At 74.7% G+C, this 16,093-nt stretch carries 8 protein-coding genes; 5 read left to right on the plus strand and 3 right to left on the minus strand.

The features are described 5' to 3' along the window. The first annotated feature begins 137 nt into the window (after positions 1 to 137). Entirely contained in the window at positions 138 to 2,336 is a 2,199-nt protein-coding gene (locus tag ACZ49B_RS16900; protein WP_468306112.1) for an asparagine synthase-related protein, read from the plus strand. Positions 2,337 to 3,035: 699 nt separating this feature from the next. Beyond that, positions 3,036 to 6,974, plus strand: coding sequence for an AfsR/SARP family transcriptional regulator (locus ACZ49B_RS16905; protein ID WP_468306115.1), 3,939 nt, complete (start codon positions 3,036 to 3,038; stop codon positions 6,972 to 6,974). Here the strand turns inward: ACZ49B_RS16905 and ACZ49B_RS16910 are convergent. Beyond that, complete coding sequence (locus ACZ49B_RS16910; protein WP_468306118.1) at positions 6,961 to 8,961, minus strand: sigma-70 family RNA polymerase sigma factor; 2,001 nt, start codon at positions 8,959 to 8,961, stop codon at positions 6,961 to 6,963. The genes ACZ49B_RS16905 and ACZ49B_RS16910 overlap by 14 nt on opposite strands. A gap of 251 nt (positions 8,962 to 9,212) precedes the next feature. Further along, positions 9,213 to 9,986 (minus strand): TetR/AcrR family transcriptional regulator, encoded by a 774-nt coding sequence (locus ACZ49B_RS16915; protein ID WP_468306120.1) that lies wholly within the window; start codon positions 9,984 to 9,986, stop codon positions 9,213 to 9,215. 342 nt (positions 9,987 to 10,328) lie between these two features. Here ACZ49B_RS16915 and ACZ49B_RS16920 point away from each other — a divergent pair, with 342 nt between their 5' ends. Both ACZ49B_RS16920 and ACZ49B_RS16925 read left to right on the plus strand, forming a co-directional pair. Next, the gene (locus tag ACZ49B_RS16920) at positions 10,329 to 11,747 is read left to right on the plus strand and encodes an NAD(P)/FAD-dependent oxidoreductase (RefSeq protein ID WP_468306123.1); all 1,419 of its coding nucleotides are present in this window, start codon (positions 10,329 to 10,331) and stop codon (positions 11,745 to 11,747) included. Between the two features lie 157 nt (positions 11,748 to 11,904). After that, on the plus strand, positions 11,905 to 13,686 hold the full coding sequence (locus ACZ49B_RS16925; protein ID WP_468306177.1) for an ATP-binding SpoIIE family protein phosphatase: 1,782 nt from the start codon (positions 11,905 to 11,907) through the stop codon (positions 13,684 to 13,686). Between the two features lie 63 nt (positions 13,687 to 13,749). Here the strand turns inward: ACZ49B_RS16925 and ACZ49B_RS16930 are convergent, their stop codons facing one another. After that, entirely contained in the window at positions 13,750 to 15,045 is a 1,296-nt protein-coding gene (locus ACZ49B_RS16930; RefSeq protein WP_468306126.1) for an MFS transporter, read from the minus strand. 112 nt (positions 15,046 to 15,157) lie between these two features. Here ACZ49B_RS16930 and ACZ49B_RS16935 point away from each other — a divergent pair, with 112 nt between their 5' ends. Further along, positions 15,158 to 15,694 carry a MarR family winged helix-turn-helix transcriptional regulator gene (locus tag ACZ49B_RS16935; protein ID WP_468306129.1) on the plus strand — a complete coding sequence of 179 codons (537 nt, stop codon included), beginning with the start codon at positions 15,158 to 15,160 and terminating at the stop codon, positions 15,692 to 15,694. Positions 15,695 to 16,093: the final 399 nt, after the last annotated feature.

Below are 16,093 nucleotides of genomic sequence, written 5' to 3' on the forward strand. Positions count from 1 at the left end.
CCCTCCTCGGCCACTCCTGCACGCCTGTCTCGTGGCAGCATGGACCCCGAGCCACCCGGGGTCCCGTCGGCCGCGCCCTCTGCGCTGACCATGCCGTTCATGCCCCGGTCAATTGCCCACAGGCTGGGGAGGCGGCGGTGCGCTGGTTGGTCGGGTGGAGCAGTATCGCCGCGAGCTTCGGCACGGCCGGCCGCGTCTCCGGCCAGGGCGGACACGGCTCCGACGGACCCTGGAACGGCAGCCCCGACGCACCCCTGAGCGGCGGCATCGCGGACGCCGACCATCCGGACGACCCGGCCGCCCAGGACGCCGAACGCACCGTCGTGCCCGTCGGCGCCCAACTGCTCTGGGGAGACCCCGACCCCCTCTGGGCCGTCGGCGACTGGCGCCCCGACGAGATCCGCACCCTCGCCGCCGACCCCGCCGACCCCTTCACCCGGCTCGCCGTCCTCGGCTGCTGCGGCGCCACCGACGCCGAGCTGCGGCGCGCGCTCCTCGCCGCCCGCGGTGGAGCCCTGCGCCACCTCACCCAGTGGTCCGGCAGCTACACCGCCGTCGTCCAGACCGGCCGCCGGATCACCGTCGTCGGCGACCTCGCGGGCGCCCGGCCCGTGTTCTACACGCCCTGGGCCGGCGGTACCGCGTACGCCACCGCCGCACTGCCGCTCGCCGACCTCATCGAGGCACAGCTCGACATCGGCCATCTCGCCGCCCTGCTGGCCTGCCCCGACAGCCCGGAGGCACTGGGCGACGGCACACCGTACGTCGGCGTACGGCGCATCCCGCCCGGGCACGCGCTGATCCTGCGCGAGGGCTCGCGCGAGATCACCGGGTACGAGCCGGTGGCCTCCCTGGCGGTGGCCGCGCCCGCGGCCGATCCCGAGCGCGCGGTGGAGGGCGTACGGGAAGCATTGGTGGACGCGGTGCGCGCCCGGCTCACGGCACCGCGGCATGCCCCCGACACGCCGCCCCACGACCCCGGCCCGGTGCCCGGAATGGGCCCCGCCGACCGGCGCGCGGCCCGGGGCGCACCCGCGCCGGTCCCCGGCGTCGGCGCCGACCTCTCCGGAGGCAGCGCCTCCGCGACCCTCGCCCTGCTCGCCGCCGGCCTGCCCGGGGCGCCCGGCACGGTGATGAAGCAGTCCGGCGAACGGCTCCTCGCGGTCACCTTCAACGACCTGGCCACCCCCCAGGGCCGCGAGGCCGAACTCGAACGCGCCCGCGCCATCGCCGCCAACCCCCGGCTGCACCACGTGGTCGTCGCCGCCGCCGAGGAAGCCCTCCCGTACGCGGAACTCGACGGCCCCCTCACCGACGAACCCGGCCCCTCCCTCGTCACCGCCGCCCGCGAGCGGCGCCGGCTGGCGGCCGGCTCGGCGGACCACTTCGTCGGACACGGCGCCCGCCAGGTCCTCGACGCGCACCCGGCCCGGCTGGCCGACCTCCTGATGGACCGCCGCAGACGCCACCTGCTGCGCCCGGTCGCCGCCCTGGCCCGCTCGGCGCCCGGCGACTCCGCGCTGTCCCTCCTGGTCCCGTTCTCCGTCTACTCCGCGGCCCGCCGACTCGCCCGTACGCCGTACCGCGCGGGCATGGAGGCGGCGGCGGCCCGGCTGCGCGAAGGGGCCGTCGAGGGCGGCGCCTCGAACCCGGTGGACGCCTCGCTCGCCGCCCTGACCTGGTCCCGCCCGGGCCCGGCGGCGGCCTGGCTGACCGGCGAAGCCCTGGCGGAAGTATCGATCCGCCTCACGGCCGCCGCAGGCCGCCCGCCCCTGTCCCTCCGCCCCGGCGAGGCCCGGGCCCGCGCGGCGCTGACCCGCCACGCGGCGGACCACCGGGTCTTCGAACAGGCCGTGGAGGTCCGCAGCCAGCGCCTGCACGCCCCGTTCCTGGACAACCAGGTCGTACGGGCCGCCCGCGCGCTCCCCGAATCCCTGCGCGTCCAGCCCGGCGCGCGGGCGGCGATCCTGCGCAGCGTCCTCTCCTCGGCGGGCGTACGCGAACTCCCCCCGGGCTGGGGCGCCCCGGCCCACAGCCCGAACGAAACGGCGACCCGCGTGGGCCTGCGCGCGGCGCTGTCTTCGCTGCTGGCCCTGTTCGCGTCCCCCCTGCTGGCGGACGCGGGCCTGATCGAAGCCCGGGTGGTCCAACAGGCGCTGCTGGACGCGGCGGAGGGCCGCCCGGTCCCCCTCGACGGCCTCGCGGAACTCGTCTCGATGGAACTGTGGCTGGGCCGCCTCCTGGCCCGCCGCGGTACCTGCTGGACGGGCACGTCCACCCCCCGCCGCCGAGCGGTCCCCCAGGGAGTCCCCATCCCCCGCCCGGCCCTCTCGTAGTCCCCGCCCCCCTCACGGCTCCCGCCCCACCCGCCAGAGCCCCGACCGGACCGCGGCCCCGGCCGAAGAAGCGGACGCGGGGGCGCGGAGGTCCGGGCCGGGGGCGCGGTTACGGCAGGCCCGGCGGCCCGCCCTTCCCTTTTGCCGTCTGTTGGTTGGGGGCCTGGCTGTCGTCATCGACAACCGTTACTACGGGTCCGATGACCTGATGTCGGGTGGGTCGGCTGGGGGTTGTCGTCGGGGTGGGTCACCACAGGTGGGGTTCTCGCTGGCGGGGGCGCGGAGGTCCGGGCCGGGGGCGCGGTTACGGCAGGCCCGGCGGCCCGCCCTTCCCGCTTGCCGTCTGCTGGTTCCGGGCCTGGCTGCCGTCATCGACAACCGTCACTACGGGTCCGGCGATCTGTTGTCGGGTGGGCCGGCTGGGGGCTGTCGCCAACGTGCGTCATGGGGTGGGTGGTTGGTGTGGTGGGCTACTGCGGGCAGGTGGGACAGAGGAACGGCGAGGGCGTGTTGACCGGTGGGGACGACGGCCCGCAGGCCGCGTCCGGCAGCCGGACCGGCGGGCAGGGGCGGCTGCGGGCCTGCTTGTGGGGCACCCCGCCCCACGCACCCGGCCCCGACCCGCCGACACCACCGCCCACGGCCGACCGCGGCGAAACTCCCCGGCACCTCCGGCAGCCGCAAGGCAGAATGGGCCCAGTGCGGTATCTCATCCTCGGCGTCACCGAAGCCCGTGACGAGACCGGAGCTCCCCTCACCATCGGCGGCGCCCGTCTGCGCGCCCTCCTCACCGCCCTCGCGCTCCGCGCCGCGGCCGGCGCGCGGAGCGGCACCGCCTCCGTCGCCGACCTCGTCGACGAGGTCTGGGGCGACGACCCGCCTCAGGACGCCCCCGCCGCCCTGCAGGCCCTCGTCGGCCGGCTCCGCCGGGCCCTCGGCGGCCGACACACCGTCCGCGCCCACCCCGCCGGCGGCTACGGCCTCGCCGTCGCCGACGCCGACGACATCGACCTGCAACGGTTCACCCGGCTCGCCCGCCAAGGCGCCCAGCAGCTGGCCGCCGACCCGGCCACCGCCGCCGGAACCCTCCGCAGCGCCCTCGACCTCTGGCGCGGCCCCGCCCTCGCCGACCTCCCCGAGCCCGCCCGCACCGCCCACGCCGCCGGCCCCGAAGCGCACCGCACCGCCGCCCTCCGCGCCCGGATCGACGCCGAGCTCCGCAGCGGCGCCACCGACCCGGCGTCCCTCCTCCCGGAGATCGAGGCGCTGATCCAGGAGCGCCCGTACGACGAGCCCCTGCGCGCCCAGCAGCTCCGCGCGCTGCGCGCGGCCGGCCGCCCCGCCGACGCCCTCGCCGCGTACGAGCGCACCCGCCGCACCCTCGCCGACACCCTCGGCACCGACCCCGGCCCCGAACTGGCCGCCCTGCACACGGAACTGCTCCGCCCCACACCCCCGACGCCACCCGCGTCCATGCCCCCGGCGTCTCCCGCCTCCGCGCCCGCGGCGTACCCCGCGCCCCCGATGGCCTCCACGCCCCCGGCGTCTCCCGCACCCCCGGTGGCAACCGCGTTCCCCGCGTCCCTGGCGGCACTCCCCGAGCCCGCAGCAGCGCCCGAGGCGTACCCGGCATCTCCCGCACCCCCGGCGTCCCCAGCGGCAACCGCGCCCCCGGCGCATCCCGCGCCCCCGGCATCGGCCGCGCCCGCAGCAGCCCCCGCACCCCCTGGGTACCCCGCGCCCGCGGCACATCCCGCGCCCGCGGCAGCCCCCGCGCCCCTGGCATCGGCCGCGCCCCCGGCGTCTCCCGCCTCCGCGCCCGCGGGGTACCCCGCGCCCCCGGCGTACCCCGCGCCCCCGGCATCACCCGCGCCCGCCGTAGCGCCCGCGCCCGTGGCGCACCCGGCGGCGCCCGCGCACCCCGCACGCCCAGTGGCAACCGCGCCCCCGGCGTACCCCGCGCCCCCGGCATCACCCGCGCCCCCGGCGTACCCCGCGCACCCGGCATCTCCCGCCCCCGCGGTAGCCCCCGGGCCCCCGGACCCGGCGTACCCCGCGCCCCCGGCATCGGCCGCGCCCCCGGCGTACCCCGCATCCCCCGCCGCGACCGCATCCCCGGCGGCGACCGCATCCCCCGCCGCGGCCGTGCCCCCCGCGGCCGCCGCGCCCCCGGCCCCCGCCCCCGCGCCCCCCGCGGAGCCGACCGGCAACCTTCGGCCCCGCCTCACCTCCTTCGTCGGCCGCGAGCCCGAACTGGCCGCCCTGCACGCCGACCTGGCCCGCCTGCGCCTCGTCACCCTCACCGGCCCCGGCGGCTCCGGGAAGACCCGCCTCGCCGAGCACGCCGCCTCCGCCCACCCCGAACCCGGCTGGCTCGTCGAACTCGCCCGCCTCGACCACCCCGCCGCCGTCCCCGGCGCGGTCCTCAGCGCCCTCGGCCTGCGCGAGAACACCCTCGTGGCCCGTGAGAAGACCGGCGCCGCCGCCGACCCCGTCGCCCAGCTCGTCGAGCACTGCGCGAACCGCCGCCTGCTGCTCGTCCTCGACAACTGCGAGCACGTCATCGGCGCCGCCGCCGAACTCGCCGAGCGCCTCCTCACCCACTGCCCCGGCGTCCGGATCCTGGCCACCAGCCGCGAACCCCTCGGCGTGCCCGGCGAAACGGTCCGGCCCGTCGACCCGCTGCCGCCCGACCCCGCACACCGCCTCTTCGCGGACCGCGCCGGCGCCGTCCGCCCCGGCTTCACCCCCGCCGAGGACCCGGCCGCCGTCGCCGAGATCTGCGCCCGCCTCGACGGGCTGCCGCTCGCCATCGAGCTGGCCGCCGCCCGGCTGCGGCTGCTCACCCCGCGCCAGATCGCCGACCGCCTCGACGACCGCTTCCGGCTCCTGACCAGCGGCGCCCGCACCGTGCTGCCCCGCCAGCAGACCCTGCGCGCCGTCGTCGACTGGTCCTGGGACCTCCTCGACGAGCCCGAGCGCACCGTCCTGCGCCACCTCTCCGTATTCGCCGGCGGCTGCGACCTCCCGGCCGCCGAGGCCGTCTGCACGGACGCCGCCCTGGACGTCGCCGACGTCCTCGGCTCCCTCGTCGACAAGTCCCTCGTCCTCGCCACCCCCGGCCCGGGCGACAGCGGCATGCGCTACCACATGCTCGAGACCATCCACGAGTACGCCGCCGAACGCGCGGCCGCACACCCAGCCGACCGCCGCGCCGCCGCCCACCGCCACGCCGCGCACTTCCTGGCCCTCGCCGAGGAGGCCGAACCCCTCCTGCGCTGCGCCGCCCAGCTCCCCTGGATCCGCCGCATCGAGACCGAGCTCGACAACCTCCGCGCCGCGCTCCTGCACACCACCGAAACCGGCGCCGCCGAGACGGGCCTGCGCCTCACCCTCGCCCTCGGCTGGTTCTGGTGGCTGCGCAACTACCGCATCGAGGGCGCGGAATGGGCGGCCCGGGTCCTGGAGTTGCACCCCGCCGAGCCGCCCGAGGGCACCCCCGAATACTGGCGCTTCATGCGCACGCAGATGCTGCGCGTCCTCCTCCTCGCCGAAGGCCACGCGCCCGAGGAGTTCCGTACGCCGCAGAACATCGCGCTCGCCGACCGCATCCAGCAGGTCTTCAGGGGCACCGGCCCCGAGACCGCCCGCTTCCCCGGCATGCTCTGGCCGATGACCACGTTCCTCACCGGTGACACCCGCGACGTCCGCGACGGGCTCGCCGAGACGGTCGACAACTGTCGCCGCCACGGCGGCGACTGGGAACTGGGCATCACCCTCATGCTCCGCACCCACGTGACCATCGACCTCATCGGCGGCCTGTCGTCCGTCGACGCCGACCTCGCCGAACTGCACGAAATCGCCCGCCGCGTCGGCGACCGCTGGACCCGTGCCCAGGTGGCGAGCGCCGCCGGCGAGGTCGCGCTCTCCCGCGGCCGGTACGACTGGGCCCGCGCCGAGTACGAGGAGTGCCTGCGCCTCGCCCGCGAGGTCGGGGCCCACACCGAGGTCCCCTTCGCCATGGCCCGGATCGCCGAGTCCGCCTTCTGCTCCGGGGACTACGACGGCGCCGAGCAGCTGCTGGCGGAGGTCGCCCGCGAAGTCGAGCCCTACGGCGGGGTGTACGACGTCCGGGCCTACGGCGGCATGCTCGCAGCGCTGCTCGCCCTCGTCCGTGGGGACCTCGAGCGGGCCGGTGCCGAGTGCGGGCCGGCTCGCGCCGCGTCCGAAAAGATCTCGGCGCCCCCGCAGCTCACCGCCGGGCTCGACAACGTCGACGCCGTCCTCACGGCCCACGCGCACGGTCCCGAGGCCGGCCTCGCGAAGCTCGGGCCGACCCTGGCCGCCGCCGTCGCCGCGCACTGCGCCGAACGCGTACTCGCCTCGCTCGCCGACACCGCGGCCGTGCTGCTGGCCGCCGCCGAGCGCAGTGCAGAGGCCGTACGGGTGCTCGCGGCGGCCACCGCCTGGCGCGCCGGCCACCCGCGCTCGGTCCCGGAACAGGCCGCCGTCGGCGGACTCCCGGACGCCACCCGGGCCGTGCTGGGCCCCGACCGCTACGAGCAGGAGGAGGCGGCGGGCGCCGAGCTCTCCCCGGCCGAGGTCGTCACCCTCGTCACCCTTCTCACCGGCAGCTGATCACGGCGTCGGCCCAGCTCGCCAGGGTCGGCAGACTGCCCTGCCCGGCCTGCTCCACCACCAGCCGCAGCGTCTCGCGCCCGGCCAGGGGGACGTCGACGGCGGCGGCCGGATCCCCGTACCCGAGCGTGCCCGACCGCCACAGCCGCTGCCCGTCGGCGTACACGGAGAACCGCACGGTGCCGTCGGTGAACAGCGACAGGTCGTCCACCCCGGCCCGCGCCGAGAACGCCGTGCACTGCCGGTTGAGGGTGATCTCCACCGAGGAACGGGAGTTCACGGTGATGCCCTGCGCGAACCGCCGGTCCGCGATCCGCAGCCCCCACCGCTGCCACACCCAGCTGCTGCGCCAGGTCTGCAGCTCGGGACCGTCGTGGTCGCCGAACGCGGAGTGTTCGAGCCCCGCCAGCCGGAACCCCTGCGGCTTCGGCACGGACGGCGACGGGGACGGCCGGGCCGGACTCCGGCTCGGTACGGGACTCGGCGTCGGCGAGGGCTTCGGAGAGGGCGCCCGGGACACCGGCGCGGCCGGGGCCTTCGGCTTCGGCGCGGAGGGAATCGGCGACGCGGGGGCCGTGTGCGGCGCGGACGGTACGGAGCCCTGCGCGGCCGGCGGCTCCGCATCGGCCGGAGCCGGGGTGCGCGGAGCCGGGACCAGCGGCACCACGGGCGCCGCCACACTCGGCGCGGGCTGCGCCGCGGCCCCCGGCTCGGGATCGTCCCCGGCCAGCGCGAACACCACCCCGGCGGCCGCGGCGACCGCGATCCCGGCGGCGATGGCGGCCTTGGCCGGCAGCCCGAGCCCCTCGGACACCACCGCACCCCCGACCCCGGACCCGGCACCCCCGGCGCCGCCACCGGCCCCGGCAGCCCCGGCCCCCGCACCCGCGGCCCCGGCGGCCCCTGCACCGGCCCCGGCCCCGGCGGTCGACCCGCCCGAGGCCGCGGCGACAGCCCCCGCGCCCCCGGCGGCAACGGCCCCGCCGGCCACGACCCCGGCCGCCTTCGCCGCGTACCCGGCGGCGAACCATCCGATGACCGCGACGGGCAGCAGCGCGGGAATGCCCGCGTTGACGTCCTTGAGCTCCCCGGCGGCCAGCCGGCACTTCGAGCACTCCTCCAAGTGCCCGCGCAGCCCCCGCTCCGCACGCATCCGCAGCCCGCCGCGGGCATACGCGCCCAGCCGGTCCGCGTACCGCGCGCAGTCCCCGCCCGCACTGAGCGCCGAGCTCACATGCGCCTGCAGGTAGGCCTGCTTGAGCCCTTCCCGGGCACGGCTGGCCAGCACGGCCGTCGCGTTGGCGCTCAGCCCGAACAGCGGCGCGACCGCACTCGGGGAGGCGTCCTCGACGGTGGTGTGCCACAGCACGGCCTGCCAGCGCTCGGGCAGGCTCCGGAAGGCCTGCATGGCCAGCGACTGCTCGGCCTCGCGCATCGCCCGGACGTCCGCGCCCAGTTCGAGGGTGTCGTCCCCGGACAGACCGGACAGCCCGCCGCCGGTCTCGGCTCGCGCGGCCGCCTGCTCCGCGAACACGGCGAAGTCCTCGACGAGATGCTCCCGCCGGGACGTCTTCGCCCAGGCCGCCGCGACCCGCCGTACGGTGGTCAGCAGATACGCGCGCACCGACTGGTCCGGCCCGGCCCCGCCCCGTACCGCCTGCAGCGTCCGGGCGAACACCTCGGCGGTCAGGTCTTCGGCCGTGTGCCCGTCACGGCAGCACGTCCGCGCGTAGCGCCGTACCGAATCGGCGTGCCGCAGGAACAGCTCCTCGTACGCACCGTCGTCGCCCCCGCGCATCCGGGCGATCAACTCGCCGTCGGACGGCGGCAGCTCGGCACCGGAGCGCCTCGACGCCGCGTGCCTCCCGCGCGGTTCGCGCTGGGCCGGGACCTGGCCTGCGGCCGGGGCGTCCGCCTCGACCTCGCCGCCGGCACCGCCGAACCCGCCGGCACCACCGAGCGGCTCTTCCCGACCGTCAACGCCCATCGCGGAAGCCCCCGCCCGACACACTCACCCGGTACACCGTTCAAGCGTGTCACACGGGGGGCGCGCGCCGAACCCCTCTCCACGCCATCCACCCGTCCGGGCAGCATCCGGTGAACCCCCGTACCCGGCCCTCACTCTTTCGAGTGAGAGGCCGTTCGGAGGGCCGTTCGACGAACCGGTAAAGGGAGGATGGAGCGGGCAGCCGCACGCACCCCTGCAAGGGCGTCCGCGCGGACCGCGTCCCGTACGGCTCAGACCGTCCGGGAGCGCAGCCCCTCGAGCAGGATGTCCAGCAGCCGGGACGAAGCCGCCGCCTGCTGCGCCGCGTCGGGCAGCGCCGGCGCGGCCGTCGCTATCACCAGCAGCACATCGGCCACCGTGACGTCGCCGCGCAGCTCACCGGCCTCCCGCGCGCGGTCGACCAGCCGGCCGACCACCTCGAGCAGCGCACCCGAGCCCGCGTCCTCCGAGGGCTCGTCCTCGACGGGAGTCCGCCCGCCCACGACCCGCAGATCGGGAGCCCCGCCGGTCACGCCCGCCTGGCGCTGGTGCGGAACCCGCGCCTGCTCCGCGTCCTCGACGCCGTCCTCGCCCGCCGACCCGACCCGCAGCACCTGCGGCGGCAGCAGCCGCCCGGCGCCCGAGGCCACCGAGGTGCGAAGGAAGCACGACAGCGCCTGCCACGGCTCCTCTTCCTGGCCCAGGGCGGTCCTGGCCTGCTCGGTCAGCCGGGCGGTCTCTTCCTCGGCTATCCGGCGGACCAGGACGTCCTTGCTCGGGAACCGCCGGTACACAGTGCCGACGCCGACGCGGGCGCGCCGCGCCACGTCCTCCATCGGAGCCCCGTAGCCCAGCTCGCCGAACACCTCGCGCGCCGCGCGCAGCACGTGCTCGAGGTTGCGCTGGGCGTCGACGCGCAGCGGTGTGGAGCGACCCACGCCGTGCGTGGTGCCGCCCGTCATCAGGCGACCGTTGCTCTCACCCGAGAGCGCGGTCGCAGAACCATGGAAATCGGAAATGTTCATATGTATCCCCCGGTAATCATTTGTCTCCCCCCGGAGACACTCCCCGCCTTCGTGTCGAGGTGGGCCACGGTCATGTGGGCCCCGGTCCTACTCCTCGACGAGATACGAACATAGTTGAGCCAGAGTCAATTCAGAAGAGGCAGCCCCGGACGGACCACCGCCCGATCGGAGCATTCACCCCCACTTTTCCGATCCAAGCCACCGGAATCACCCTCTCCGTACCCCCTGACCTGCGGAACTCCACCCCGACTCCAGCCCCCCGACAGCCCCGTACCGGCATCCCCTCCGGTCACACAATGTGTCAGGCCTGTGGACAAACTCCCGGCCACGTTGCGTCATGGGATGGTGAAGGCTGCTAACTCCCGGGGCACGGCCCCCGGTACCCCGCCCCGCACGCGCATCCTCGTCGTCGGCGGGGGCTACGTCGGCATGTACACGGCGCTCCGGCTCCAGCGAAAGCTCAGAGCCGGCGAAGCCGAGGTCACGGTGGTCAGTCCCGAGCCCTACATGACGTACCAGCCCTTCCTACCCGAGGCGGCCGCCGGCTCGATCTCCCCGCGCCACGTCGTCGTCCCGCTCCGCCGCGTCCTCAACAAGTGCCGCATCGTCATCGGCGAGGTCCAGCGCATCGACCACGCCAAGCGCACCGCGACCGTCAACACCCTCGCCACCGCCGACGAGGGCACCGGCGCCCAGGAGCTCGAGTACGACGAAATCGTCGTCGCCCCCGGATCCATCTCCCGCGCCCTGCCCATCCCGGGACTCGCCGACTACGCCATCGGCTTCAAGACCGTGGAAGAGGCCATCGGCCTGCGCAACCACGTCATCGAACAGATGGACATCGCCTCCTCCACCCGCGACCCCGCACTCCGCGACGCCGCCCTCACCTTCGTCTTCGTCGGCGGCGGCTACGCGGGAGTCGAGGCCCTGGGTGAACTCGAGGACATGGCCCGCTACGCGGCCCGCTACTACCACAACGTCAAACCCGAGGACATGAAGTGGGTGCTGGTCGAGGCCAGCGACCACATCCTCCCCGAGGTCGGCCCCGAACTGGGCGTCTACACGATCCGCGAACTGCGCCGCCGGAACATCGACGTCCGTCTCGAGACCCGGCTCGACTCCTGCGAGAACCGCGTCGCCGTCCTCAGCGACGGCGCCCGCTTCCCCACCCGCACCGTCGTGTGGACCGCCGGCGTCAAACCGCACCCGGTCCTCGCCGCCTCCGACCTCCCGCGCACCGAGCGCGGCCGCCTCGCCTGCACCGCCTTCCTCACCGTCGACGGCGTAGAACACGCCTGGGCGGCCGGCGACGCCGCCGCCGTCCCCGACATCACCGCCGACAAACCCGGCGTCGAATGCGCCCCCAACGCGCAGCACGCCGTCCGCCAGGCCAAGGTCCTCGCCGACAACCTGCTGGCCTCCCTGCGCGGCGAACTCCTGACGGAATACGCCCACAAGTACGCGGGCTCCGTGGCCTCCCTCGGCCTCCACAAGGGCGTCGCCCACATCTACGGCCGCAAGCTCAAGGCCTACCCCGCCTGGCTGATGCACCGCACCTACCACCTCAGCCGGATCCCCACCTTCAATCGCAAAATGCGCGTGCTTGCCGAATGGACCCTCTCCGGCCTCTTCAAGCGTGAGATCGTCTCCCTCGGCTCCCTCGAACACCCCAGGGCAGAATTCGAACTCGCCGCCGGACTCGGCCACAAACACCCCCTGCCCCCGCCCGCCCCCAACCCCCCGAAGGACAGTCAGGGCTGACGTTGTCAGTGCGGTCGGCCACACTGGACGTGTGACCATAGGTGGGCTCACACCTGCACACAGTGACATGCACCGTGACATCCACCGAGCGACACCGGCCAGCGACCGACCACGAGAAGCACAGCGACCACTTGCGACACCACGAGGCTTGAACGCAGTGAACTTCACGCGCTGGAGCGCCCGTTTTCCCGGAACGCAGCGCCGCGCCGCCGCACGGTCCGAACACGCCGCCGCCCAGGCCAAGCGGGGTGAGGGCGCCGTCCCGGCAGCCCGCGGCGCCGCCGCCCGCCCGGCAACGGCGCCGGACGGCTGCCCAACCGACCCCGCGGACCCCACCGTCTGCGGGACGGGCACGGGCACGGGCACGGGCTCCGGCACCGGATCGGGCACCGGCAGTGGCGTCCTCGCCGCCGTGCCCTCCCTGGACGAGCTCTCCGTACGGGAGGTCCTCGGCCGGCTCCCGGCCCTCGTCGCCCTCGTCCACGGCCCCGAGCACCGCGTCGCCTACGTCAACGACGCCTACACCGCCGGCTTCGGCCCCCGCCCCACCGGCGCACCCGCCCACGACGCCCTCCCCGAACTCGGCGAGCTCGGCCTCCTCCCGCTCCTCGACCAGGTCCAGCGCAGCGGCAAGCCCCGTACCGCCAAGAACCGCACCGCCCCCGGCGGCGCCAGCTCGTACACGGTCACCTGCACCCCCGTCGAGTTCCCCAAGGCCGACACCGAAGGCGGGGCCGACCCCCACCACGCCGGGGTCCTCATCCACCTCGCCGACGTCACCGACCACGCCGAAGCCGTCGAACGGCTGCGCGCCAGCGAACGCCGCCAGCGCGAAGCCGCCGTCACCCTCCAGCGCTCCCTCCTCCCGCAGGAACTCGAACAGCCCGACGACCTCCGCGTCGCAGCCACCTACCAGCCCGGCGGCACCGAAGCCGCAGTCGGCGGCGACTGGTACGACGTCATCACCCTCGGCGCCGGCCGCACCGCCCTCGTCATCGGCGACGTCATGGGCCGCGGGGTCCGCGCGGCCGCCGTCATGGGCCAGCTGCGCACCGCCGTCCGCGCCTACGCCCGCCTAGACCTGCCCCCGCACGAGGTGCTCCAGCTCCTCGACGGCCTCGCCGCCGAGATCGACGCCAGCCAGATCGCCACCTGCGTCTACGCCGTCCACGACCCCAACGAGGGCCTGCTCGCGTACGCCTCGGCCGGCCACCTCCCGATCCTCGTCCGCGACGAGGACGGCACCGTACGCCGCGCAGCCGACCCCACCGGCCCGCCACTCGGCACCGGCGGCTGGCTGCACACCTCCGGCACCATCGCGCTCGGCCCCGGCTCCACCGCCGTCCTCTACACCGACGGCCTGGTCGAACGGCGCGGCGAGGACATCGACGAGGGCGTCGCCGCCCTGGAGCGCGCACTCTCCGGCGCCCAGGGCACCCCCGCCGTCATCTGCGACCGCCTCATGCGCGCCCTCGGCGTCGACGCCGACCACGACGACGACGTCGCCGTCATGGTCCTCCAGCAGCCCGCCCGCACCGGAGCCGACGCCGAGCTCTTCCACAACGCCGCCCTGGAACTCCTCGGCGGCATCGAGGCCGCCCCGCGCGCCCGCGCCTTCGCGTCCGGAGTCCTCGCCTCCTGGCGCTTCCCGGTCGAACTGTGCGACCTCGGCGTCCTCGCCGCGAGCGAGCTCGTCGCGAACTCCCTCCAGCACGGCACCCCACCCATGCGCCTGCGGCTGCGCCGCACCGACCGCCGCCTGATCATCGAGGTCACCGACGGGGACGACCACCTCCCGCGCCGCCGCCGCGCCGAACCGGCCGACGAGACCGGCCGAGGCATCTCGATCATCGCGACGATCGCCTCCTCCTGGGGTTCGCGCCGCACCCCGGGCGGCGGCAAGGCCGTCTGGTGCGAGTTCGCCCTGCCGGACAAGTAGCGGACACGAGAAGGGCCCGGTCCACCAGGACCGGGCCCTTCTCATGTTTCCTGCGCCCCTCGCCTACGCGGGCACGCGCTCCGGCTCGGCGACCTTCACGGCCACCGCCGGCACCGCCTCGCCCTTCAGCAGCGACGGCCTGTCCTGCACCGGGCTCAGCTGCTTGCCGAGCCGCAGCGCCAGCCACGCGATCCCCAGCGAGACCATGACGAACACCCCGATGTAGAGCATCGGCACGCCCGCACCGAGCGGCACGCCCAGCGGCCCGAGGGCCAGCGCCATCTGCTTGACCAGCGCGAAGGCGGAGTTGTACTGGCCCACCGAGCCCTCCGGCGCCAGGTCGGCCACCAGCGGGGCCAGGGTCGGCGACAGCATCGCCTCGCCGATGCCGAAGAGCGCGTACGTCGTGATGAACGCGGCGGCGGCCATCAGCGCGCTGCCGTGCCCCAGGCCCGAGAACCCGGCGATGACCCACGCGACGGTCCAGATCAGGCCGACCAGCGCGATCACGCGGGACCGGCGGCGCTTCTCGACCAGCTTCAGCACGACGAACTGCGCCACGACGATCGCACCGGTGTTGGCGGCCAGCGCGAAGCCGAGGGTGGAGGGGGAGATCCCGGCGGCCTCGGTACCGAAGGCGGCGAGCCCGGACTCGAACTGCCCGTAGCAGGCGAAGAAGATCACGAAGCCCAGCACGAGCAGCTTGACCATGGCCTTGTGCTCGAACAGCCGCTTCCACGCGCTGCCCGCCCGGGACTCGTCCCGCGGCACGGCGTCCTTGATGCTCGGCGCGTGCGGCATCCGCACGGTGAGGATGACCCCGGCCAGGACCAGGAACATCACGGCCTCGATGCCGAACAGCAGGGTGAAGCTGCCGGGCCGGCTCTCGTCGACGATCTGGCCGCCGATGAGCCCGCCGATGCCCAGGCCGAGGTTCTGCATGAAGAACTGCAGGGCGAAGGCGCGCGTCCGGGTGCTCGGGGTCGAGCACCACACGATCATCGTCGCCAGCGCCGGCTGCATGACGGCCTGCCCGGCGCCGAGCGCCAGGGCGGACAGCAGGATCGGCACGATGCCGGTGGAGAGCCCGAGCGACAGGGCACCGGCCGAAGCGGCGACGGCCGCACCGACGACCACGGGGACGGGACCCCGGCGGTCGATGACCCGACCGGTGAGGGGCAGCGCGACCAGGGCACTCACGGCGAAGGCCACGAATGCACTCGTGGCCGCCATGGAGCCCAGACCTCGCACCTGCGCCACGTAGATGTAGAGGAACGGAACCGTGAAGCCGATGCCGAACGCGGTCAACGCGTTGCCGGCCTGGATCCGCCGCATCGCAGCGCCCATCACCTTGGTCACTTCTCACCTGCCTCGAGAACTGAAGTCCGAAGACTTCATAGCTAAAGTTCGACCCTTAACTCTACACATCGAAGGAGTTAGACGCCAACGGGCTCATGCGATACTTCGAACCATGGGTGACACCCCCGACGGCACTGCGCCCGTCCACGAGCCGAGCCTCGACGAGCAGATCGCCGTCTATCAGCGTGAGTTCCAGGACCTCGATCCCCAGGTCGAGAAGGTGGTCTCGGCACTGAGCCGGCTGAATCGCCGCATGAACGTCGCGTACGGCCGCCAGACCGCTGCCCTGGGCATCAGCAACGCGGAGTGGGAGGTCCTCAAGGCCCTCGTCATCTCCGGAGCCCCGTACCGGATGGGCCCGAGTGAACTCGCGAAGCAGCTGGGCCTCACGCCGGCGGCGATGACCCACCGGATCGACCGCATGACGGCGGAAGGACTGGTGACGCGCGAGCGGGACGAGTCCAACCGCGTCCGCGTGATCGTGGAGCTCACGGACGAGGGCCGCAGCAAGTGGCTCGACGCCATGCGGGCGGCCACGGTCTTCGAGGAGGACCTCCTCCAGGACCTCTCCACGGCGGAGCGCGGCGTGCTGGGCGACATGCTCACCCGGCTCCTGGACCGCGTGGAGGACCTCCAGTCGCGGCCCTGACGGAGCCGTGAACTGCGGGGTTGACACCGACCCCGCGGGTCCGTAAGGTTCTTCGAGTTGCCCCAGAGCCGGAAGGTTTTGGCGGCAACGAATCCCGCCGCCTCGTTGCGGCACCCAACTCAGCACGATCTCCCACCGGGAACGAATTCGGCATGCCCGAATTAATTTCCGAAGGCCGATTATGAATCGACCGGGAAATCCACTAGAGTTCAGGGAGTCGGAAGGGCCCAACAGCCCGGAAGGCAAACCCCGCTGACTGGGGGTCAGGCCCGAAAGAGTCTGATAGAGTCGGAAACGAAGAACGAAGCCCGGAGGAAAGCCCGAGAGGGTGAGTACAAAGGAAGCGTCCGTTCCTTGAGAACTCAACAGCGTGCCAAAAATCAACGCCAGAAGTTGATA

This window comes from Streptomyces sp. NPDC031132 (assembly GCF_055570595.1).

Coding starts and splice junctions, on each gene's coding strand:
- ACZ49B_RS16910 (WP_468306118.1), bottom strand. CDS start 8,961: ATGGGCGTTGACGGTCGGGAAGAGCCGCTCGGTGGTGCCGGCGGGTTC.
- ACZ49B_RS16915 (WP_468306120.1), bottom strand. CDS start 9,986: ATGAACATTTCCGATTTCCATGGTTCTGCGACCGCGCTCTCGGGTGAG.
- ACZ49B_RS16920 (WP_468306123.1), top strand. CDS start 10,329: ATGGTGAAGGCTGCTAACTCCCGGGGCACGGCCCCCGGTACCCCGCCC.
- ACZ49B_RS16935 (WP_468306129.1), top strand. CDS start 15,158: ATGGGTGACACCCCCGACGGCACTGCGCCCGTCCACGAGCCGAGCCTC.